The 19,774-nt window shown below is 59.0% G+C and carries 20 protein-coding genes and 3 pseudogenes; 12 read left to right on the forward strand and 11 right to left on the reverse strand.

From position 1 onward, the window contains the following. Nucleotides 1–349: 349 nt before the first annotated feature. Together LB532_RS30360 and LB532_RS25130 are read right to left on the reverse strand one after the other, a co-directional pair. Nucleotides 350–592: a DUF6894 family protein gene (locus LB532_RS30360; protein WP_411908896.1), complete on the reverse strand. Its 243-nt coding sequence runs from the start codon at nucleotides 590–592 to the stop codon at nucleotides 350–352. A gap of 39 nt (nucleotides 593–631) precedes the next feature. Continuing rightward, nucleotides 632–991: a DUF768 domain-containing protein gene (locus LB532_RS25130; RefSeq protein WP_140642170.1), complete on the reverse strand. Its 360-nt coding sequence runs from the start codon at nucleotides 989–991 to the stop codon at nucleotides 632–634. A gap of 313 nt (nucleotides 992–1,304) precedes the next feature. Here LB532_RS25130 and LB532_RS25135 point away from each other — a divergent pair, with 313 nt between their 5' ends. Next, nucleotides 1,305–1,631 (forward strand): low affinity iron permease family protein, encoded by a 327-nt coding sequence (locus tag LB532_RS25135; RefSeq protein WP_224557370.1) that lies wholly within the window; start codon nucleotides 1,305–1,307, stop codon nucleotides 1,629–1,631. A 1-nt stretch (nucleotide 1,632) separates the two neighbouring features. Next, entirely contained in the window at nucleotides 1,633–2,976 is a 1,344-nt protein-coding gene (locus LB532_RS25140) for a phospholipase D-like domain-containing protein (RefSeq protein WP_224557373.1), read from the forward strand. Nucleotides 2,977–3,941: 965 nt separating this feature from the next. Here LB532_RS25140 and LB532_RS25145 read toward each other — a convergent pair. The 4 genes and pseudogenes from LB532_RS25145 to LB532_RS25160 form a co-directional block, all read right to left on the reverse strand. After that, nucleotides 3,942–4,418, reverse strand: a complete 477-nt coding sequence (locus LB532_RS25145; protein ID WP_140642171.1) for a DUF3883 domain-containing protein — start codon at nucleotides 4,416–4,418, stop codon at nucleotides 3,942–3,944. 59 nt (nucleotides 4,419–4,477) lie between these two features. After that, nucleotides 4,478–4,704, reverse strand: a pseudogene (locus LB532_RS25150) (type II toxin-antitoxin system VapC family toxin); the annotation flags it as partial. Then, nucleotides 4,704–4,917 (reverse strand): annotated as a pseudogene (locus tag LB532_RS25155) (type II toxin-antitoxin system Phd/YefM family antitoxin). The pseudogenes LB532_RS25150 and LB532_RS25155, both read right to left, overlap by 1 nt. 662 nt (nucleotides 4,918–5,579) lie before the next feature. Then, nucleotides 5,580–5,798: a c-type cytochrome gene (locus LB532_RS25160; protein ID WP_224557375.1), complete on the reverse strand. Its 219-nt coding sequence runs from the start codon at nucleotides 5,796–5,798 to the stop codon at nucleotides 5,580–5,582. 166 nt (nucleotides 5,799–5,964) lie between these two features. Between LB532_RS25160 and LB532_RS25165 the strand changes: the two genes are divergently transcribed. Further along, nucleotides 5,965–6,723 carry a Crp/Fnr family transcriptional regulator gene (locus tag LB532_RS25165; protein ID WP_224557377.1) on the forward strand — a complete coding sequence of 253 codons (759 nt, stop codon included), beginning with the start codon at nucleotides 5,965–5,967 and terminating at the stop codon, nucleotides 6,721–6,723. Between the two features lie 198 nt (nucleotides 6,724–6,921). Beyond that, complete coding sequence (locus tag LB532_RS25170) at nucleotides 6,922–7,122, forward strand: CsbD family protein (RefSeq protein ID WP_140642174.1); 201 nt, start codon at nucleotides 6,922–6,924, stop codon at nucleotides 7,120–7,122. Between the two features lie 638 nt (nucleotides 7,123–7,760). Here the strand turns inward: LB532_RS25170 and LB532_RS25180 are convergent. After that, entirely contained in the window at nucleotides 7,761–8,066 is a 306-nt protein-coding gene (locus tag LB532_RS25180) for a hypothetical protein (protein ID WP_140642176.1), read from the reverse strand. A gap of 332 nt (nucleotides 8,067–8,398) precedes the next feature. Here LB532_RS25180 and LB532_RS25185 point away from each other — a divergent pair, with 332 nt between their 5' ends. From LB532_RS25185 to LB532_RS30370, 3 genes are all read left to right on the forward strand, one after another. Beyond that, a complete protein-coding gene (locus LB532_RS25185) occupies nucleotides 8,399–9,313 on the forward strand; it encodes an NAD(P)/FAD-dependent oxidoreductase (RefSeq protein ID WP_140642178.1) in 915 nt (304 codons plus the stop codon). A gap of 155 nt (nucleotides 9,314–9,468) precedes the next feature. Then, entirely contained in the window at nucleotides 9,469–9,687 is a 219-nt protein-coding gene (locus LB532_RS30365; protein ID WP_411908897.1) for a helix-turn-helix domain-containing protein, read from the forward strand. Nucleotides 9,688–9,809: 122 nt separating this feature from the next. Next, nucleotides 9,810–10,205, forward strand: coding sequence for an IS30 family transposase (locus tag LB532_RS30370; RefSeq protein ID WP_411908898.1), 396 nt, complete (start codon nucleotides 9,810–9,812; stop codon nucleotides 10,203–10,205). Between the two features lie 666 nt (nucleotides 10,206–10,871). Here LB532_RS30370 and LB532_RS25195 read toward each other — a convergent pair. From LB532_RS25195 to LB532_RS25210, 4 genes are all read right to left on the reverse strand, one after another. After that, nucleotides 10,872–11,171, reverse strand: a complete 300-nt coding sequence (locus tag LB532_RS25195) for a hypothetical protein (RefSeq protein ID WP_140642180.1) — start codon at nucleotides 11,169–11,171, stop codon at nucleotides 10,872–10,874. Between the two features lie 584 nt (nucleotides 11,172–11,755). Beyond that, entirely contained in the window at nucleotides 11,756–12,619 is an 864-nt protein-coding gene (locus LB532_RS25200) for a hypothetical protein (RefSeq protein ID WP_140642182.1), read from the reverse strand. Beyond that, nucleotides 12,616–13,011: a phage holin family protein gene (locus tag LB532_RS25205; RefSeq protein ID WP_140642184.1), complete on the reverse strand. Its 396-nt coding sequence runs from the start codon at nucleotides 13,009–13,011 to the stop codon at nucleotides 12,616–12,618. Before LB532_RS25205 ends, LB532_RS25200 begins: the two co-directional genes overlap by 4 nt. Continuing rightward, the gene (locus LB532_RS25210) at nucleotides 13,008–13,595 is read right to left on the reverse strand and encodes a hypothetical protein (RefSeq protein ID WP_181169452.1); all 588 of its coding nucleotides are present in this window, start codon (nucleotides 13,593–13,595) and stop codon (nucleotides 13,008–13,010) included. The genes LB532_RS25205 and LB532_RS25210 overlap by 4 nt, the downstream gene beginning before the upstream one ends. 1,584 nt (nucleotides 13,596–15,179) lie before the next feature. Between LB532_RS25210 and LB532_RS25215 the strand changes: the two genes are divergently transcribed. The 5 genes and pseudogenes from LB532_RS25215 (at nucleotide 15,180) to ligD (ending at nucleotide 19,770) form a co-directional block, all read left to right on the forward strand. Beyond that, nucleotides 15,180–15,482, forward strand: coding sequence for a hypothetical protein (locus LB532_RS25215; protein WP_140642186.1), 303 nt, complete (start codon nucleotides 15,180–15,182; stop codon nucleotides 15,480–15,482). A 1,100-nt stretch (nucleotides 15,483–16,582) separates the two neighbouring features. Further along, nucleotides 16,583–16,960, forward strand: coding sequence for a DUF6894 family protein (locus LB532_RS25220; RefSeq protein WP_140642190.1), 378 nt, complete (start codon nucleotides 16,583–16,585; stop codon nucleotides 16,958–16,960). A 71-nt stretch (nucleotides 16,961–17,031) separates the two neighbouring features. Continuing rightward, a pseudogene (locus LB532_RS25225) lies at nucleotides 17,032–17,529 on the forward strand (OB-fold nucleic acid binding domain-containing protein); the annotation flags it as partial. Nucleotides 17,530–17,627: 98 nt separating this feature from the next. After that, nucleotides 17,628–17,813, forward strand: coding sequence for a DUF3606 domain-containing protein (locus LB532_RS25230; RefSeq protein WP_140642194.1), 186 nt, complete (start codon nucleotides 17,628–17,630; stop codon nucleotides 17,811–17,813). 55 nt (nucleotides 17,814–17,868) lie between these two features. Beyond that, the gene (ligD, locus tag LB532_RS25235) at nucleotides 17,869–19,770 is read left to right on the forward strand and encodes a DNA ligase D (protein ID WP_281407145.1); all 1,902 of its coding nucleotides are present in this window, start codon (nucleotides 17,869–17,871) and stop codon (nucleotides 19,768–19,770) included. Nucleotides 19,771–19,774: the final 4 nt, after the last annotated feature.

Consider the following 19,774-nt stretch of genomic DNA (forward strand, 5'->3'; position numbering starts at 1 on the left):
TGTCGGCTCGAGCCCGATCGATGCCGTGGTTCCGGCGCGTTGGCTGGGATACGCAATCTACTTTCCAGAAGTCGACAGGCCTATGCCGAGATGCTTGTGAATGGCTGGATTGACTCTGTGCGACGGATCCATCCAGAGAAAGGCGTTTATGCCTATTGGAACTTTTCCTTTAGGGGCGGCTACAATCGCAGCTCACGCCTGCGGATGGATCACCTTGTTGTCACCCCTCACTCTCCAACAACCTCCGCGGTGCCGGTGTTGATCTCGCAGTCCGGCTTAGAAAAAGCCGAGTGATTACGCACCAACTGGGCCGAGCTGCATTGACGGCAACAGCGAAACTCGGTGGGCGCTACGGCGGCTGAGGCTCTCTCAGCCTGACCGCATTACACCAGGTTCGTCGTCGACCGGCTGACCATCGGCTGCTGGCGTGGACACCAGATCCTGAAACCCGATCGTCAGAAACCAGATAGCCGGCTTCATCATAGATCTTGGTCACCCAGCATATCGGATCCATACCTGCGGCAATCCCGTCGAGCATCGCTTCCTGCGCCGCTCTTTTCGCCTCCGCCTGGGCGGCAGCAAGGTTTTCCATCTCGCCTGAATTGCGGGTTGCGCCATGATCTCTATGAATTCAAAGCGGAATTTCGGCATTCGTATCTCCACGGTCTGATTCGGAGGACGTCGTGACAGCCGGTTCCTCACGACTATCTTTGTCTGAGCCATCTTCCCCGAGCACGGTCTCGGCGATGTACTCCTTAAGGTCGCCGACTTCGTCGTTGATCTCGTCGGCCAGTATCCCTTCGCCTTCGGCATCGGAGATACATTGATCCGCCATCCTCTCGGCAGCTATTTCGGTTGGCACTGCGGCGGGCACTTCGACCTTGTGCTCCTCGATCCATTCCTCGACGAAATGTGCCGTTTTGTTCACGAGGATTTCAGCGTCTTGCGCTGTAGCCGTTTCGGCGTGAGGAACGGCCGGTTTGGAGTCCATGGGAGCACCACCTTCAATGATCCATCTCTCAACGCGGATTTCGCACGAAGGATGCAACGCTTTGTCGAAACGCGGCTGGTTCAGGCCATCGCCCGACCGGCTTGCTTGGTCGATTTGAAAAGCGGTCGTTTGTTGCTTCCGACACGGTAAGATGGGAAGGCGCCCAGGCAGTGTTAAATGATGATACGACGCCGCGTCGATGGAACATCCGGTGCGGCCACTGCGGGGGCGAGGGCCCGCGCTGGGCTCGCCCGCATGCGTTGCAGTGCTTGCCAGAGGGGGAACCGGCGTCAGGCTCGAAAGTTCTTGCGTGATGGCAAATCACCCGATCACGAGTGTGCTCACCTCAATCGGCACGCTGACCCTCTCGCCCCGCGGCATTCCTGGTGCTGCTAGCTTACGCGGCCCTTTGGCTGGTTTTCGATCGGGAAAGTTTGAATTGGCACGGGGCGGCTACCCTCTTCACTTGGCTATGACGCTGTTCATTCAAAGAGCAGAGCACCGCGACACTCAAGCGATCCATGCCAAACTGGATGAGATGTTGCGAGCAAATAGCTCGGCGTCGAACATCACGCGAATTGACAAGGAAGAACCTGAGGAAATCGAAAACCATCGCAACCATAAACAGCAAGGCGATTGAGGTGAGCCTTTCCGATTTCGTGGCGTTCCTGGCTGGCGCCAAGCCGGTAAGGTTTGGCCAAAAGCTGGACCGTCTATTGCCGTACCTCAGATACGCAGCCGCCGCGCTTATCGCCAGTCTGATCACCGTGCTGGCCATAAACTTAGCGCCTGAGCCACGCATCTTGCGAACGCTTGTCCCGCACCGTTTCGACGCGTCGGATCCCGAATTTGTAAGGAGCATGAGCAGTTATTCGCAAGGACAGCTGTTCGATTCAAACTCGGTACAAACCCTTGTCAACGGAGATGAGATCTTTCCTTCAATGCTGCAGGCGATCCATGCGGCTCGCTCTACAATCGATTTCGAGACCTATATCTATTGGTCGGGCGTCGTCGGTTATGATTTCGCGACCGCCTTGGCAGCCAAAGCCCGAGACGGTGTCGAGGTCCGTGTGCTCGTTGACTGGGTCGGCAGCCTGCCGTTCGATGAAGACCTGATCGAGATCATGACAAGCGCCGGCGTGCGGTTTCAGCGCTATAGACCTATCCATTGGTATACGTTGGATCGTATAAACAATCGGACCCATCGCAAGCTGCTCATCGTTGACGGACTGGTCGCGTTTACCGGCGGCGTCGGTATTGCCGATAACTGGCTTGGAGACGCCCGCAACCCAGATGAGTGGCGCGACACGCACTACCAAGTCAAAGGACCCGCAGTGTCTGCCTTCCAGGCGGCATTTGCGGAAAACTGGTTGGAGACGGCCGGTGAGACATTGCAGGGTGAAAAGTTCTACCCGCCACCCGAGCCAGCAGGAGCGCTTGGTGCTCAGCTGATCCTTTCTTCGCAGCCAAACGGCTCGGAGAACATGGAACTGATGATGTTGGCGGCGATGGCTGCCGCCAAGGATCATCTTCGCATAGGAATGGCCTATTTCGTGCCTGACGATATTGCCCTGCAGCAGATCTTGGACGCCAGGAAGCGTGGGGTGGCAGTCGATGTGATCGTGCCCAATCGCCTCACGGACGTGCCACTGGTTCGAAAAGGCTCACGATACTTCTGGGGCGACCTACTCAAAGCCGGGGTTCGGATCTTCGAGTTTCAGCCAACGATGTATCATCCCAAACTCCTGATCGTTGACGACGTCTGGACGAGCTTTGGTTCTGCCAACCTGGACGAGCGCTCTTTGCGCCTGAACGATGAAGCCACGCTAAACGTCTACGGCCAGGATTTTGCCAAAACGCAAATCGACCTGTTCAACCAGGATCTTGCGCGATCAAGGCAGATCAGTTTGAGCGAATGGGAAGCGCGTCCCCTCGCAGAAAAGGTAACGGACTGGCTGGCCAGCAGGCTGCACTCGCAACTTTAGTGCTTTGTGGAAGGTGCTGAGGGCGAGCGCCGCCTAGTCGGGGCCTGCCGCGGCTATCGAATGGCTAACATGCTATGGTTCCCCGGAAATGGGAGCAGCCGTGTAAAGCCAAACGCCCGGCCAAATATTCGCGCGCAAGTTCATCGGCCGATGCAATTTAGCCTCCGTCTTTTTTGCGTGAGCGCAACGCCTTGGCTGGACCCAAGCCGCCCAGTGGCGGTGGGCCCCCGAGGAATTATCAAGTTGTTATTCAGATCAGCTTGGGGGTGGCCAGGGCCGGGCGATCAAAGGCAATGGCATGTCTTAATCAGGAAGAATACTCCAACGGCGTAAGGCAGTACCAAAAGACACAAGGCTATCCAGAAACCGGGTTCGGCCATTGCGCTCAGATCTGAGAGAAGTTGTTTCATGTGGCCCTCCGCGTACTGAGGATCGGGCGGTTGCCTTGAGGAAAAGAGCCCGCCCCTGAGGGAGGAAGGAGGAGCGGGCTCTTGGCTGGGCCCTGCGACCCAGCAGCACGGCGCGTTAACTTGCACTGCGCCGGCTTCTGTACGAAACCGCAGCTGGCCAGCTTTGTTCCACATAGAGCCCGTCGAAGTATGCGAGCCTATCCTGCCATCGGGCAGGTTCCTCCGTCCTTGCGCGGCAGAACTATCCCACGGCAGCAAGCGCACGGGGAACAGGTGGTTGACCGGCCCTGAAAGCGTCCGGTCTGGCGGCGGAGATGGCCTTTCTTCTCGGCCATCTGCAAATATTCCGTACGATCATCATCGTTTGGCGCTGTCACTGTCGGCCCCGCCACGAGACAGGAACGTCTGCGTCGTCTGGCCAAGCCGAAGGGGACGTTGCGGGGTCTCCCCGCAGGGGATCCTTTCCCCTGCCGGCCTGCGTGCGCAACCGGTCATCCAACCCAACAGTGCAACCCGCTCACACCGCCTCCGCGCCCGCCTGTGTGGTTACAGCAGCTACCACGTCTTCGCCCCGAAAGCCGACAGACGGCTCACGGCCCACTGTATGAAGTTCGCCTGATAGCTGGTCGCCATCAGCGACACATTTGCCTCCAGCGGCGGCAGTAATTCGAACGCCTTCGGCTCCCGCGCAAAATTCCACCACCGCACTAGCGGCCAATCACTGCGCCGCTCCTCCGCAACGGCCAGCTCATTGCGCGTGATGTGAAACAGCGTCCGCTCCCATCCATTAGTCGTCTTCACCTCAATCAGCCGATTGCTGCCGTTGGTGGCGAAGCTCAGAATGTCATAACCGGCACCGTCATCATCCAGGTGCGACACCACCCAGCGGGTGCGCTCGGCGAGAACGGTTCGGCCGGCGGCAAGCAGACGGGCACGCTCATGCGCTACGACGCGCTCCTGGCCAGCACGGCCCAGAGCCCGATTGCGGGCATCACGCTCAGCCACTTCGTACTTCCGGGCGATGGCGGTCATCTGCTCAAGTTCTTTGGGCGGCGGCGCGTTGCTGTGCGTCGGGGGTGAGCCGATCCACAGCTCTCGGCGACGAGCTTGTTGAACATGGCGAGCGCCGCCGCGCGTGGCTCCAGGCTGATCTGTCCGGTCCGCAGCTTGATCGCTATGGCCGACGACATCACCGTGACCGTCCAGTCGCTGATCAGAAGCTGCGCGGGTCCTGCTCCGCAAGCCAGGCCTGAACCCGCAGCGTCATCGCTTCGTTGGAGAGCGCCGCGACGAGCAGCGACGTGTCGAGATAGAGAATCAATAGCGATCGCCATCCCGCATCGACCGCACGAGATCGGGCACTCTGAGGCTGGGGCGGCATCGCTGCCGTCAGCGATTGAAGCAGCGCGGCATCGATCGGCTTGCGCGGCTTGGCGACGGCGATGAGCCGCGCGACCGGCTTGCCCCGACGAGTGATGTCGATCGAATCGCCCGCTTCGCCTCTAGACCGGAGGCAGTCCAAGCCATCCAGATTGCGCGTTCGGAAGGAACGTCCCTGACCGCTCGCAAGCACGGCGCTCGCGAGCCTTTCAGGAGACGTAGCATGATACTCCAACAAACTTCCTGCCACTCAAGGACGGGTCCTCGACCCTGGATTGGATGCGGATCCAGATGTCCGGCGATGGCATTCAACGGCATTTTTTCCCATCGTCACACCGGTTAGCACCGCACGGGTGCATCTGGGCGACGTGGGGATTGAGCATCAGAGCCAACTCTGGTCGCACTCACCGGACGAAGTCCCGCAACTGATCGATGGGTTTTGGGGCCAGAGGCGGCATTGCCGATAGCCACCATCGGTCCTGGCAAGGACGCCCAGTTCGGCACGAAGAGCAAAGCGGGAAGGGAAGAAGGCGCGGGGGCGAGCGTAAGATCGGGTTCCGGCCGCGCATCGAGAAACCGCCGAGCGTCGAGTGGCTGCATACCACCGAGCTAAGCTTGGACGAGTCCTACAATCGGTCGATCGACAATGAAGGATCACGGGTCTGATCGCGAGCATCGCCGGCGCTCTCTCTGCGGTTCGACCAATTTGCGTCCTGATCGTTCGCTTCTGCCTGGCCGTGTTCTTCTTCCTGGCGGCCGTCATGGATAAGATCCGGGGGCGCGGCCTGTGGTCACGGCGCGGCGAGGGCTAGATCATCGCAGTGGATATAAATAGGCGGCGATGTCACGCGCTTGCTGCTCGGTGATGCCGGTGGAGGGCATGGCGGTGTGCGGATTGATGTCCCTTGCTGACCGTATCCAGCGGATCATGTTCTCCGGATTGTTAGCCAGCACGCCGCCAACGCCTTGCATATGAGCTATGGCGAGTGGTTTGCATATGAATTGCCGCCAATCGAGACAGTCGCGGAACATACCGCTTGGTCGTGGGTTTACCACAAAGCTCACCAGGAACGAGATTTATGAGGCCCGACGCTCTACGGATGTCGGAAGTGATCAATCCCTGAATACGAGGTAGTTGCACCCGGTTCGGCCAGACCTGATCTTTTCTGAGCGGCTCTCGCCATTGAGGAGGTTTTGCTTGCCCGGTAAGACGACACTGCCGACCAGATCAGTTACCGACATTTCCGCCTTGTTCAAAGTGCTGGAGCGGCGAGACGATATCACACCCGGAGATCGAGCAATACTTGAGGACGGTCCCTGGCGGACACGTGACTACGAGGTCGGCGACGAGATCGTCGCGGAGCACTCCGAGCCCAAGGAGAGTTGCGTTATTGTCGCGGGGATCACCGGACGAACCGTCACCTTTGCCGACGGCCGCCGCCAGATAACGGCTCTCCATATTCCTGGCGACTTCGTGGATCTGCACGCATTCCTGTTGCACGTGATGGACCACAATGTAGTTGCACTTGCGCCGGCACGCATGGCGTTCATCGGACATGATACGCTTCGTCGGATCACCGACAGCCATCAGCACCTGTTCCGCGTGCTGTCGACCGTATTGGCGGTGGACGCCGCCATTCAGAGGGTGTGGATCGCCTGCCTCGGGCGCCGGTCCGCGGGGGCCCATCTGGCGCATCTCATTTGTGAGATGTTCCTGCGCATGGAGGTTGTCGGAATGACCCGCGGCTGGTCGTTCGAATTTCCGGTCACTCAGAGCATGCTGGCCGATACTATCGGCCTCTCTATCGTCCATCTCAATCGAACGCTGATGGAATTGCGCCGCGCGGACCTCATCACCTGGGAACGCAAGGTAGTGACTATCACGAACTGGGACCGCTTGGCTCGAGCCGCCGAGTTCGATGACACTTACCTCAATCTTCGCAAGGAGCCCCGATAGCAACGCTCTTACGCGTGCTTGGTCGCCGTCGGCGGTACCAATGATGGCCCAAGCATCGCGCCGGCGCGGCACGCCCGCTTTTGCCGAATGGGCGGTCATGAAGTAACCGACCGAGCGCGTTTCTTCATAATTCAGGGCAGGAGCCTTCGTACCCTCTTGTCGTTCTTGATGCTCGCCAACCACGACAGGACAGTCACCATGGACTGGAATCGCGTCGAAGGAAACTGGAAGCAATTCAAGGGCAAGGTGAAGGATCAATGGGGCAAACTCACCTATGACGACCTTGATCGAATCGCAGGAAAACGCGATCAGCTGGAAGGCGTCATACAAGAGCGCTACGGCATCGAAAGAGATCGCGTTCGCCAGGACGTTGACGACTGGTACAACCGCCAGAGCTAGAATCGAAGGCCAGAGGCTTGCCGCGTCACGCGGTCGCTGCAAGCCTCTCCGTTCGACGGGCGTGGGCCGAGCAACACCCGAGCGCTCATTTGCAAAGCGGCGCGGATAGACAAACGGCACCGATCTTGGGGCGACCAGCCCCGGTCGTAAGTCGGCGAAGAGGCGCAGCCAGCCTGCGGCGTCGACAAGCCTGGAGGGCAAGGCTGCTCGTGGGCGGCTACAACTTGACGTACTTCAGAAAACGCCTTTTCTGAACAAGGCTATCCGCACTAATCCGCAGCCGCGGGGTTCCAGGGCGGTTTCCAAGCACCCCCGTCCTTTCCGTTGCCAACTAATCGTGGTCGCGAACTTCTCTCCGCGATGAGGAACGATAAGCCCTGTTGATCCTGCTCTATCTCGGCGAGGGAGAGATGACGTGAAGGATCCCGTTTCCAGGGTTCGCAATAAGCCGGTGACGCGGCGCCTGAGTTGCATGCCGGGAGAAGCGAGCCTTGGCGAAGGCAGTCCGGAATGCGGCAAACGCCTCGGTTGGCACGTCCTCGAATTCGTAGCGTCTCCCGCTGGACACGAACCGGACTGAAGGGTTCTGCGGCCGGGTCGTAGACGATTGTGTATCGAGAAGGATGGCATGACGAGACCTAGACGAGCTCCATCAACATATATCGAATGACAACTTGATGCTGGCGGAAGCGCCGCTCGAGTTCGGCTCGGCAGTTGCGCCATTCTTGTAGATCGATTTTTCCGGTCATCACCTCGAATACTACGATGTCGTCGTCCCTGGAATGTTCGCCCTGCCGCCACAGCCCCTCGGCAGGCGCCTGCAGGTAGGCCGTCACGCCGTCAAATCGGCAAGCCAGATCTTCCTTTATGCGGTCAAAATCCTGTTTGGGAAACGGCTCTCCGGAATTGTCCGCGCGGGGCAGCAAGATCTGGAAGAGGTACATGGCGGCGTCTCAATTGATTTTCGATCAACGGTGGAGATACCGACACGTTCCCAGATGCGGGTTGCTATTTATTGCCGCCGGTGCAGGCAGAATCCCAACGCCGCGTGCGACGGCAGGGCACGTGGAGGATCGGGCCCTTTGTTTCGGCGCGCACAGGGAATGCAATCTCTGGTCAGTATAAAACATTCCTTGCTGTCTCCATTGGAGACCGACGGACCGCCAACAAGAATATTCCTTCCGCTCTGACGAAATATCAGGGCGCCTCCGCGCACAAGGTAGATCGAGCCGGCTTTTGTCGGGGAACATTGAACCAGTTGCGTCGTTGGGGGCGAATGTCCGCTTTAAAGTCGAACGAGCCTTTTGACGTCGCGATCGTCGGCGGTGGTCCGGCTGGGTTGGCGGCGGCTGTTTACCTGGGAAGGTTTCGCCGCAGCGTCGTAGTATTCGACGCGGATGACGGCCGCGCGAAATTGATTGTGAAAACTCACAACTGTCCGGGTTTTCCCGACGGAATTGGAGGCGAGGATCTCCTGCGGCGCCTCACCGCGCAAGCTGCTATGTACGGCGCTGTTCTGAGGCGGGAGCGGGTAGTGGCGATTAACCCAGTCGAAGCCGGGTTCGTCGTTTATGCTGCGAATGAAGCGTACCCGACACGCCAGGTAATACTTGCGACAGGAGTTACCGACATCACGCCCGATGTACCACATATACGCGAAGGAATCGCCAAGGGCACCATTCGCCTGTGCCCGGTGTGCGACGGTTATGAGGTGATAGACAAGGCCGTTGCCGTGATGGGCCCCGAGGAGAGCGCGATGAGGGAGGCGTTATTCCTGAAGCAATACACGCCCAACGTCACGGTCCTGGCTAGCCGTCCCGAAGGTCTATCTGCCAATGCGCGGAGGCGAGCGGCTGCTTTCAAGGCAGGAATTTTGGACAATGCAAATAGCCTCCTTCCAATGGACAGTGGATACGAGGTACTTCTGGAGAACGGCCGCAAACAACTCTTCGAAGTGATCTATATCGCGATGGGCTGTGTCGTACGATCCGAACTAGCTACATACCTGGGGGCCGACTGCTCAGAAGACGGCTATGTTCGAGTTGACGCGCATCAGCGCACAAGCGCGGAAGGTGTCTCCGCCATTGGAGATGTGGTGAAGGCGCTGAATCAGATTGCGGTCGGCTTCGGCCATGCCGCGGTCGCCGCTAGCGACATTCACAATCAGTTACTGCGTCAGGACCCCAGATAATTAATCAGCTTGCGTCATGACACCTTGGCTGGAATTTGAACAGGAACGTTCCTAATCGCAGTTTTCTCAGAGAGACGTATCAGCTCCAGCATCTCAACTAAGCCTCTGCTTTTAAAGAGATTTCCACCAGTTCCATAAGATAGATTCTGCGACTTGTGGATATTGCCGCAAAACGCACCTACTCCCCGATCGATTTGGATGAACGCCGCAAGATCGAGCGCTGGCGCCATGCTGGCGTCAGTGTCGATGCGATTGCTGAGAAACTCGGCCGCCACCGTTCGACGATTTTCCGCAGATCGCGCGGAATAAGTTCCGGAGAGCCGCGCCCGACGCCGGCCGAGGCACGTAAGGCGGCGTCATGGCCGTCGATTTAGCCCGGAATTGAGCATTTTGCATCGTCCGAACATCGTCCGCGACAGAAAGCAGCTCGGACACGCGATCTGATCCAGTTCGCAAGAAATTCGGCAAAGCGAACGTCACTTCGCTGGTGGAACGGGTGAGCCGCTTCACGGTCTTCCTGCGCAACAACGACCGACAGTCGCGCGCGATCATGGATGGCTTGATCGACGTGCTTGGTCCACTTCCCCATTCGGCCCGCCGATCGATCAGCTTCGACCGCGGCACCGAGTTCAAAGACTGGCCCTACCTTCCGGCCGGTCTCGGCGGTCAGACATGGTTCTGCGACCCGCAGGCGCCTTGGCAGACAGGCACGGTGGAAAACACCAACCGCCGCACTCGCAAATGGCTTCCGCGAGACATCGATCCCTTGTCGATAGAGCATCGAGACCTGCACCAGGTGTGCGCCCATCTCAATTCGACGCCCCGCAAATGCCTCGGCTTCAGAACACCGGCCGAAGTCATCCGTCAGAAGATACTGTTGGCCAATCGGTGAACGCGCTAACCTGACTCGCTGCTTGTCGCACTTCAGCTGGAACTCACACCGCAAAATAGAAATGTTTTGATTCCGCAAAGTAGGAATGCGCCCTGCTCGTCGGCGAGCGAGGGAGGTCGAAGCCAGGCCGCAGAACGGATTTCATCAACGACCCTGCTGTCATCGCAGCGAGATTGGCCGCTGCCGAGTGAGACGGCTTTCAAAGCTAAAGCCAGAGAGCCAAGCTGGAACGGGCAGGACCGGGCTGCGCAAACCCGGCCAGCTTACGCCGGATCGGGCGCTTATGTCGGCGCCGGCAGGCACCACTGTCGCATTTCTAACTTGCTGCCCCCCTTGGAACCGCGAATGCGACATTTCTACTTTGCAGAGCGTGCGACATTTCCATATCGCCGCCACAGTGGATGTAGCGGCTATATACAGATGCGACATTTGAGCAATTGGAGCGCCTATGCTGGTCGCAGTCAATCGGCGCGAGGTTCCACCTGACATATCGACCGCATCAACTAGAAGATCTTGACGCTCGCATCCTTGCAATTGCTTCGACGCCTCGGAGCGGACGGATCAATTCACTTTCCAAAGGCCGGCATGGAAGCATTTCATCGTTGCAGGCGATATATGGCTCTGCGGGCCAGGCCGGCAGAGCTGTCTCGGGAAGCGCGGGCTCTGCTAGGCCTGCCGCAGCGACATTGAACTTGCTTGCAAAGTTTTTGTCCGGTGATCCCTGCTGTTCACCGGACCTATGAGGACCATCTCCTCAAAAGGATATTTCTTACTGCTGAGTAACGTCCCGTTTGCCACCTTGCCATACTGGACGCGTTGCCAATGACCCGGGCGCGGTCGCGCGATGTCATAAGCATCGCACGCCTGCGCAATATGCTGGTCGCGAACGCCGATTTCGCGAGCGATGTTGGTCATCGGCTTCAACCAGACCAGCATATGCAATTCTTTGCGACTCATCTTGACCATACCTGTTCTCTCCCCCTTTTTTGATCGGCAGCGCGACGCCGACATCACTCGGTCGGCTTTTTCTGGACGCCCTACCCGGCTGTTACCCCTCACATTGCAAATGCTACCAGCGTGTTGCCGTGGACGAAACGTCGAAGTCGCGGGACAAAGAGAATTGGCGGCCGGTGTGGCCAAAGCACGACAGCTCGGCGTCACCCTAAGCATCGTTTAGGTCTAACTCGTTGATGCCTTCCGCGACTGTCTTGTCAATACGCTCCGCGGGTCGTGGCCAAGCACCATTCGTTCTTCCCCGCCACTTGGGGTCGCAGCCCAAATCGCCACCGTAGCGCCTTTCTCAATCGATTTGCCATTTGTCTGGAGCTGGTGTCATGAGACCGCCGGCCTCGCGTTGCCGGTCGCGACGCGCGGAACCGCTATTATCGGGGCCGTGCTTTCATCGGTACAATCTCCCAGAGAACCTGTTGAGCATTAGATGGCGCAGAACCTGACCGCGATCAGGCCGACGCTCTAGCCAATCCTTCTCTTGCGGCTAGAGACGTTACAGCATCGCGGCGTGGGCACGACTGGATATGAAAGACGCGGCTTCAACCGTGGTCAGGCACGTCCTTAGACGGCTCCGAGTCGGAAAGCCGGTCGCGAATGGCCCGCTCGGTCTCGTCAGTGGTCGCTCTAACCAGTTCGCCAACCTGACCGACCAACGTATTTTCATTCGAACGTTGCAGGTCTGCTTCATCCTTTACCGTGTCATAGGCGTCGGCTACGACCTGCTTGGCTTGATCGAGACCTTCTTCCAAAGCGCCGGCAGCACTGTCCCGGAGCCTGTCTCGATAGCTGCCAAATTGTTCGTCCTCAAGCGCGGAATGGGGCAGCATCGCACCGATCGCGGTGCCCAGAGCAAGACCCGCAGCTGCCAAGGCCAGCGGTTCGTGCTGGAGCCAGTCTTGCGCCGATCGGGTTGCTCTCGCAGCCATGTCGCCGGCCTTGGAACTGACCTGTCCGGTCATGCTGGTCAAACGGTCGCTGGCGCCACTCGCAGCAGCGGAAGCTGCTGCGCCTGCGGCCGAAGTCATCGAACTGACCGCCTCGGACAGCTTAGTGTCCAAGCCGGTACCGTGGCCTGGCTCGCCGGGAAGTTGACTGCCCGACGGAGCCCGGTTGGGGCTTGGCTCTGAATTCCAATTATTGGCGCTGATCGCTGATGCGCCGTGCCCAAGCATGAGCCAGGCGAGCCCGGCTCCCACCAGCGTCAGCGGTAGCGGATTATCCCGCACTTGCGCCCTTAGGTTGTCAAGCATCTGCGACCCGTTACCCCCCGCGAACAGGCCAGCAAATTCATCGATTAGTTGGCCTGGGGTCATCTTGTTGCGAATGGAATCGGCCGTTTCGACGATGTTGGCTCGCGCAATGTCGGCCTCGCGTTCCAGTTCGGCAGCGGATTTCTCGTTCATCTTATCTGTTCCTTGATCAGGCGCGCGTCACGCTTCAATTGGTCCTGGGTCCGATCTGGGGTCAACTCGGCGGGAGCCATACTCGCCATGCCCTTGCGCAAAAGGACGAAGCCTAGAACGGCCACGACCACACCGACGAGGAGCGCGGACCATCCCGCGCCGAGGCCGGCACTGGCTAAGGCGATGACGAGCGCCTGCAGCAGCACGATTAGCGCCGCGAGCAGGCACAGGGCACCACCCAGAACCTCGACAGCGCCGGTCCCGGCTCTATTGACGCTCTCCGAGATTTCTGCCCGCAGCAACCTGGCTTCCGTTTGCAGCAGAGTCGTCACCTGCTGTGCGAGATCGCTGACAAGCGTTGGAAGGCTACGGCTATCCTGTTCGTTGCTCATTGGTCGTGCCCCACGCTCGCGTCATCGCCGGGCTTGTCAGGGCTCGATTTCGGCCGGGCGTTGCTATCGGCAGAATTCTCCCCTTGAGATTGGTCACCCTTCCGACCAGAGCCGCTTGGCGACGAGCTCTTGATGAATCGCCCGAGCGCCAAGCCAGCCAACACCGATCCGGCGACGAGAGCACCAGAGTTTTCACGGCCAAACGACTGCACTTCGCCGAGAACCTGCTCGAACGACTTCTCCTTCAACGAGGACGAGAGGCGCTCCAACCCGCCTGCCGCGTCGAGAACATACTTTGATGCCCTCTGTTGGTCGCTGTTGGCCAGATGCTCGCTGGCCGCCCGTAGGGCGCCACCAAATGCCGCCAAACTTGCGCTTATGTCGCGCTGCGTTTTTTCGGCCTTGCCGGAAAGGGCATCCTTTGCTTCGGAGGCATAGTCTTCGGCTTTGCGACCCAGTTCGTCACGCGCGTCTTGGAACAATTCTTTCGCGCTTTGTGTCTCCTGTCGGACTCTGTCAGACAGGTCGCTTTTGGCCGTCTCGACATCGGCCGCCTGATGGCCGTTTTGATCCTTCCGCTGCATAATGCCTCCTAATGAAAACCAAGAAAGGAGAGGATCGCAAGCACGACGACTACGAGTCCGATGAGATAAATGACGCTGTTCATGGCGCAGCCTCCTCCGTCAGCGGCCCAACCGCATTGAGCTCGGATTGTTCCTCTGACCCCTTCCCTTTTTTAGCTGGCCCTTAAAAACCGGCTGCAGGGACAACATTATGACTATGCCGGCTGCATCGATTTTCGTTGTCGTGCCGCCGAGAGGCGCTCGTTACGAAGACTCTCCTTGGCTGACGAGGATGGAAGCAGCCTTGGCGGCGACTTTGCCGGTGCGAATTCACCGTCGGTCAACTGATGAGGCTGGGCGAGAAAGATTTCTTTCTCGATTGAACAGACAACAGACATTCACACTTTGCAGCGCATCCCGAGGTGCTGGCGCCGTTCATGCCTGCATGAAGCCGATGCTCATGGGGGACGTCCGAATCGAATGCCAGGCTGCATCCTCACCCCAACCAACCAAACGTAAGGCTGACGAGCAGCACTGCTCCTACGATCGAAAGCGGCACCGCTAGAAGGAGCGCGGCCTCAAGAAGACGGGTTTCTTTGTCACTGAACAATGGAACCACCTCATGCATGAGCGTCCAATCAAAATGAGGGTTGAGGGTTCGCCGGCCACTTTGCAGCAGTGAGCGAACCCCTAATGGCGCAAGAAGGGACAGGATTGCGCCAATCTATGAACGTTTGCGTTTCGCACGCGGGCTCTCAGTTGAGAGCTACTCCAATGACCATGAAGGTGACGGCTATGGCGAAGATGGGCCCCAGCAGCCATCGCGCTTGCCCAACACTCCTATCCATAAGCTTCCTCCCAAGTCTTGCAGGACAAACGAGCGCGTGAGGTGTCAGTTCCGAGGGGCGAGACTGGCAGGACCATTGCTGTTTCGGCATGGATTTTAGTCCTAGGTGGCCCCACCGAAGGCCGCCCTTATGCGCCGAACGCACTCTGGCTCAGCACCGGTCAGAAGGACAAATCATGCAGGAGAAATCGGGGGGCCAATCGGTTCGGCAACCTTCCCAGGCTTCGCGCACCAGCGCCCTCAATTATTGGCTGCTCCAGATCTATTGGCTGCTCCAAATCGCGATGATTTTTTCTTCGTCGAGGATCGCTTGCGGATTGCAGTCACCGCGGCTCCCATTGAGACTGCAACAGCTTTGCTTAGGTGCGTCCAGAGAGTTATCAATCTCAATCACCAAGTCGACATCGATGTTCTTGAGCAAATCTCGCATCGGTCGATCCTTCGACACAGAACTCTTTAGCCGGCTGGAATGTTACGACGCTGAATGGCCAATTCCACCAAAGCCGTCAGAGAGGCGTTCGCGCGGCGAGCATCTCAACCCAAACCCTGCATCGCTCGTGTATGGCGGCATAGAGGTTCCGAGCACCATCGCGGGCCCCTCGTGAAGATCGGTCCCACCAGCGCGACAAAGTTCGCGCGGGTCGACTTGGCCGCTTAAGTATTCGCGTTTTCCCGGCGTCGCCGCTGCATTCGGAACTATTATCCGCCCCAAGGGTTTGTGCTCCGAAGGGATGTTCAGATTGATTGGGAATTTTGTAATGAAGATTCTGCTTTTCGGCGCGCTTGCGCTCTCTATCGCCGCTCCGGCTGTCGCGTCGGCGTCCGAGGCCGATGTCGTGATCACGACCCATCATCGCCATCAGCATCATGGCACAGTGGTTTATAATGAGGACGGCGGTCGCCTTCATCACCGTCACCACGGCCAAGTGGCCTTTTACGACAACGGTAAGCGTGCCTGGCATCGCCACCATCGTCGGCCCGACACCGTTGTCGTCACGGGCTCGATGCACCGTCAGCATCACCGCCCGGTGGTCATCCAGCAGGACGACAGCGATTATTGATCGCCAAGCTTTGACCCGGCTTTCTTGATCCTGATCTGGCAGCCGGGTCATGCTTGCGTCGCGGGACGGCCTAGGACGTTAGCCTAAAGCGTAGATGGACCCAACCCTTCTGTCTGAAGCCCTCTTTTTGTATGCCTGTTGTGACCACATGCCATAACAGTTGGCCGAGTACCTGGTATTCCCGGCTGTTCCACTTTCGAGTCTGGTCACTTAGGCTAGATCCGGCTAAAGAGCCTTGTCGCACCATCCGGATCCTCACATCTCGAAAAGTTCCGAACCGGACTCGCATTCACCAGCTTTCGTGGGGTCCACAACTGGGCGATCGGGCTGACCAATTGCCATTATCTCTAGCGATTGTCTCGGCAAGGTACGAACGGTTGGAGTGCCATTAATCGGCAAGGGAATATCAGCTTCCATGCAGCTTTCCAAACTGGAACCTTTTCCATTTTCGGCGATTCATTTTGCATGTCCGAAACCGCACCGGTTGCCGCTCCCATACTGCCTGAGGGAAGCCCCGACAGGGAAGTGAACTGCGAAGTTGCAATAGAGACCGCCTTCGCGGCTTTGGTAGCCTCTTCGATCGCGCAGGGGTGGTCAGCAGAGGAAACGGCAACGGCGCTCCTTAACCTCGCCACTGCACATTTGGCTAAGCTCAAAGCCGCGATCACCTAGCTGATGGCCAAACTGCCTCACGTTTCGGCATGCCGATGCCGATTGTTGGTTGCGCGGCTATGCGTCCTGGCTCAGCGTAAGAATTGCGAGGCGTGAGCGGCATGTGGTTGGGCATTCAGAGAGCCTGACAGGCGCGACCGAAACAAGCTAGGCGATATAAAGCCCGTCACTCTGCGCGAGGTGGCGCCTCTATCCCTGCGGGCTGAGACGCACCAATCGCTATTGCCGCGACTATAAAAAGGGATGAATTCGAATCGGAAGCGATGCCTACAACGCTGTCGCCAGTGACACATTCGCCCCGTCCCTTTTTGCCTCGGGACTGTTCACGAAGTAGCTTCTCTTCACAATCACAGAGCGAGGCTCGAGTCAGTTCAGGGAGGTTTTAGCTGAATTGAATGTTTCATCTGTGAGGCAACCGATAATAGCAGATGACGGTGTGCCCAGAGCGCAATCGAGGAGTACTTGCCCTAGAAGAGGAAATCATTTGGCAATGGGCCAGAACTTTGACCCTGTCCCGCAAGCTTAACCGCCCGGGAACAAACCTTGGAGACGCAAGTTGGGGCTGGAGTATGCCACGATATTTTTTCGACACGATTGAGAATGGTCAGATCATCCCCGATGATCAGGGCCTCGAAATGTCCTTGCCCGAGATGCGGGAGGAAGCGAAGCGCGTTCTGCCTGAACTCGCAGTAGAACATCCGCTGCTAGCAGACCGCAATGAGTTCGTCGTGCGGGTTCGCGACGAGAGCGGGCGTGATGTATACGAGGTCAGCTTGATCCTGGCCGCAAAGTTGCTGCTTACATAGCAGGTTCCGGGAACTTTGCCGCGCGCCGCAATCGACCGAGTTGCTTCAGCTCAAGGGCGGCGACACGGCCTTTCCTGCGCGAAGATCTTCGCCGCCGCCGCATCGTTTCAAGCGCCGAGGCGATGGAGGCGCGCGACGGGCGCTGGCTGGAAGCGGCAGGCATAGTACTCGTCCGGCAGCGCCCGGGCTCGGCCAAGGGCGTGATGTTCATCACCCTTGAGGACGAGACTGGCATCGCGAACCTCGTCGTCTGGCCGCAAGTGTTCGAGCAGCACCGGCGCACGGTTCTGTCGGCGGGCATGATCGCGGTAAGCGGCCGCATCCAGCGTGAGGGCGAAGTGGTCCACCTCGTGGCTCGGAAGATTAGCGATCTTTCAGCCGAGCTCGCCAGCATCGGCGAACGCGAGGGCAGCTTTCCCCTGCCGCACGCCCGTGACGACCAGGTGCGCAATGGCGGCTCGGGACCCGATCCGCGCGAGCTGCCGCCCAAGGGGCTGCGCAGCCGCGACATCTACATACCCGACCTCCACATCGACAACCTCAAGGTCAAGACGCGGGATTTCAGGTGAAACGTCTAATTTCTTGTCCGGCTCAGGATCGCAAGTCTTACCAAAGCGTTACAGGTCGAACGTCGTGACGGCGCTGCTATGGAACAGGGGAGACGATAATGGCGGACAACAAATCGAAGCGAGGCGCCGCAGACCGTCGGCAGGTCTCCGGGGGTGAAGGCTATGAGGTCAATTATTTCGGCCGCAAGCACGGTATCAGCAGAGAGCAGGCCGAAGCCCTGGTCAAGCGGATCGGCAACGACCGCGATAAGCTCAATGCCGCCGCGGAGAAACTGAAGAAATAGGCTGCGTGTTCGCAATGACGCATTGCATAGTTCGGTCTGAACAGGGTCAAGTCAAGTGAGCAAGTCAGCTTTGCGTCGGCCCACAATCAAAGGATCTTCAGCTCCCCCTGCGAAGCCAGCCTCGCGCGGGGCAGCCAAACTTGCGCCACCCGCGTTCCGGCCGGTCCAGCTTGCAAAACTGGTGGACACGGTTCCCCCTGGCGATCGCTGGATCCACGAGATGAAATACGATGGCTACCGTATTCTTGTCGCCGTGGGCGGCGGCGAGGCGCGCGCCTATACGCGCTCCGGCCTGGACTGGTCCGGCCGCTTTCCGTCCATTTTGGCGGAGGCGCGCAAGCTCAAGGTTCGCTCTGCCCTCATCGACGGAGAGGCCGTCGTCACGGACGCCGAGGGACGATCCAGTTTCCAGGCGCTGCAGAACGCGTTGAAGGGCGCTCCCGCGAGCATCGATTTTTATGCCTTCGACCTGCTCCAACTCGACGGGGAAGACCTGACGAGGCTGCCGCTGCTGGAGCGCAAGGAGAAACTGGAGGCAATTCTGCCGGCGAAGAGCCCCATCCTTCGCTACTCCGATCATATCCAGGGTCGGGGGGAAGAATTGCTGAACCGCTTCTGCGACGCCGGCCTTGAGGGGGTTATCTCGAAGCTGGCGGATTCGGGCTATGTCGGCGCCCGCGACGGAAGCTGGCTGAAGATCAAGTGCATCAAACGTCAGGAATTCGTGCTCGTAGGCTGGACGCCGTCAGACAAGGATCGCGCGTTTCGATCGCTGATCCTTGGGGTCCATGACGGCGGAAAGCTGCGCTATGCCGGCAAGGTCGGGACCGGCTTCGATACCGCCGGGATGGCCCGGCTGATGAAGACCATGGCGCCGCTCGAGCAGAAGGCCGCCACCGTCGAAGCACCGCGCGCGGAGGTTCGCCGCGCGCACTGGCTGCGTCCCAACCTTGTCGCCGAGATCGCCTTCACCGAGATGACCAATGAAGGAACACTGCGCCATCCAAGCTATCTCGGCTTGCGTGAGGACAAGAAGCCCGAAGCGGTTGTGCTCGAGACGGAACACCGCACAGCGACGCTGCCGCCGCCGGCGACAAGCGCGGTCGCGATCAGCAATCGCGGCCGCGTAATCTACCCCGAATCCAACATCACCAAGGGACAGCTTGCCGATCATTACGCCGATGTTGCTGCGATCATGCTTCCCTGGGCGGGCAGCAGACCAATCAGCCTGGTCCGCTGCCCGCAGGGCCGCGCCAAGAAATGTTTTTTCCAAAAGCACGACGCTGGCAGCTTCGGCGACAAGGTCCATCACGTCGGGATCACCGAAAAGGACGGCCATGAGGAGCCCTACCTTTACGTCGACGACGCCGAGGGGCTTGTGACCTGTGTCCAGATGGGAACGATCGAGTTCCATGGATGGGGAGCGCGCATCGAAGACGTCGAGAAGGCCGACCGCCTTGTGTTTGACCTCGACCCCGACGAGGGACTGAATTTCGAGGCGGTTCGCGCTGCCGCATTCCAGTTCCGGGGTATACTGAAATCCCTTGGATTGACCACTTTCCCGATGCTAACGGGCGGCAAGGGCGTGCATGTGATCGCGCCGCTTACGCCGCGAGCTGAATGGCCTGAGGTGAAGGCCTTCGCCTCCCGGCTTGCTCAGGCGGTCGCGCAGAGCGACCCTGCCCACTTCACGGCCGTTTTGTCGAAGGCCAAACGCAAGGGACGGATCTTCGTCGACTATCTTCGCAACCAGCGCGGCGCAACGGCAATCATGCCTTATAGCGCCAGATCGCGGCCGGGCGCCCCGGTCGCAGCACCTGTCACCTGGGCGGAGATGAAGACAATCGATGCGCCCTCTCATTTCCATGTCGGTGATGCGCCCGAGTTGAAGAAGCGCGCCGCATCGAAGGCCCTCGCGGGATGGGGCCGGGCCGATCAGTTCCTGCCGGACCTGTGAAGCC

It is taken from the genome of Mesorhizobium sp. ESP-6-2, from assembly GCF_020164675.1.
In the GTDB taxonomy this organism is placed as follows: Bacteria; Pseudomonadota; Alphaproteobacteria; order Rhizobiales; family Rhizobiaceae; genus Mesorhizobium.

Bases quoted from the DNA above. Each gene is read 5' to 3' on its own strand.
- LB532_RS30360 (WP_411908896.1), bottom strand. From the start codon at position 592: ATGGAAAACCTTGCTGCCGCCCAGGCGGAGGCGAAAAGAGCGGCGCAG.
- LB532_RS25130 (WP_140642170.1), bottom strand. From the start codon at position 991: ATGGACTCCAAACCGGCCGTTCCTCACGCCGAAACGGCTACAGCGCAA.
- LB532_RS25135 (WP_224557370.1), top strand. From the start codon at position 1,305: ATGGCAAATCACCCGATCACGAGTGTGCTCACCTCAATCGGCACGCTG.
- LB532_RS25145 (WP_140642171.1), bottom strand. From the start codon at position 4,418: ATGACCGCCATCGCCCGGAAGTACGAAGTGGCTGAGCGTGATGCCCGC.
- LB532_RS25160 (WP_224557375.1), bottom strand. From the start codon at position 5,798: ATGTTCCGCGACTGTCTCGATTGGCGGCAATTCATATGCAAACCACTC.
- LB532_RS25170 (WP_140642174.1), top strand. From the start codon at position 6,922: ATGGACTGGAATCGCGTCGAAGGAAACTGGAAGCAATTCAAGGGCAAG.
- LB532_RS25180 (WP_140642176.1), bottom strand. From the start codon at position 8,066: ATGTACCTCTTCCAGATCTTGCTGCCCCGCGCGGACAATTCCGGAGAG.
- LB532_RS25185 (WP_140642178.1), top strand. From the start codon at position 8,399: ATGTCCGCTTTAAAGTCGAACGAGCCTTTTGACGTCGCGATCGTCGGC.
- LB532_RS25195 (WP_140642180.1), bottom strand. From the start codon at position 11,171: ATGGTCAAGATGAGTCGCAAAGAATTGCATATGCTGGTCTGGTTGAAG.
- LB532_RS25200 (WP_140642182.1), bottom strand. From the start codon at position 12,619: ATGAACGAGAAATCCGCTGCCGAACTGGAACGCGAGGCCGACATTGCG.
- LB532_RS25205 (WP_140642184.1), bottom strand. From the start codon at position 13,011: ATGAGCAACGAACAGGATAGCCGTAGCCTTCCAACGCTTGTCAGCGAT.
- LB532_RS25210 (WP_181169452.1), bottom strand. From the start codon at position 13,595: ATGCAGCGGAAGGATCAAAACGGCCATCAGGCGGCCGATGTCGAGACG.
- LB532_RS25215 (WP_140642186.1), top strand. From the start codon at position 15,180: ATGAAGATTCTGCTTTTCGGCGCGCTTGCGCTCTCTATCGCCGCTCCG.
- LB532_RS25220 (WP_140642190.1), top strand. From the start codon at position 16,583: ATGACGGTGTGCCCAGAGCGCAATCGAGGAGTACTTGCCCTAGAAGAG.
- LB532_RS25230 (WP_140642194.1), top strand. From the start codon at position 17,628: ATGGCGGACAACAAATCGAAGCGAGGCGCCGCAGACCGTCGGCAGGTC.